This window comes from Pseudomonas sp. RA_35y_Pfl2_P32, from assembly GCF_963970735.1.
Classification (GTDB): domain Bacteria; phylum Pseudomonadota; class Gammaproteobacteria; order Pseudomonadales; family Pseudomonadaceae; genus Aquipseudomonas.
Genome location: NZ_CAXAQF010000264.1, coordinates 1 through 485 on the forward strand (window position 1 = coordinate 1; position 485 = coordinate 485).

Below are 485 nucleotides of genomic sequence, written 5' to 3' on the forward strand. Positions count from 1 at the left end.
CGCAAAGCGCGATGCGCGCTGTCGTCGCCACCGCCACGCTCGACGAAGCGATCGGTGCCGGACGCACCGCGATGGAAGTGAAGGTCCAGCAGGCGATGCAGGAAATCCTCGATCGCTATAATGCGGGCATCCGCATCCAGGGCGTCGCGATCAAGGGCGCTCAGGCTCCCGCGCAGGTGGCGGACGCCTTCAAGGAAGTCTCAGCCGCGCAGCAACAGGCGCAAAGCGACATCGGCCGCGCGCGTGGTTATGCGCAGCAGGTGCTGGCCAAGGCGCAGGGTGAAGCCGCCGCCTTCGACGTGATCTACGCGCAGTATAAGCTCGCGCCCGAAGTGACGCGCCGCCGCATGTATTACGACACGATGGAGCAAGTCCTGTCCAAGTCGGACAAGACGATCATCGAATCGCCCGGCGTCGTCCCCTATTTGCCATTGCCCGGTATGCGCCGCGTGCCGTCGGCACCGTCCCCCGCCATTGCCGCTCCT

The 485-nt window shown here is 65.6% G+C and carries 1 protein-coding gene; it reads left to right on the top strand.

The genetic code is table 11. The features are described 5' to 3' along the window. A partial coding sequence (locus AACY45_RS28185) for an SPFH domain-containing protein (protein ID WP_339548749.1) occupies nt 1-485 on the top strand: 485 nt, incomplete at both ends.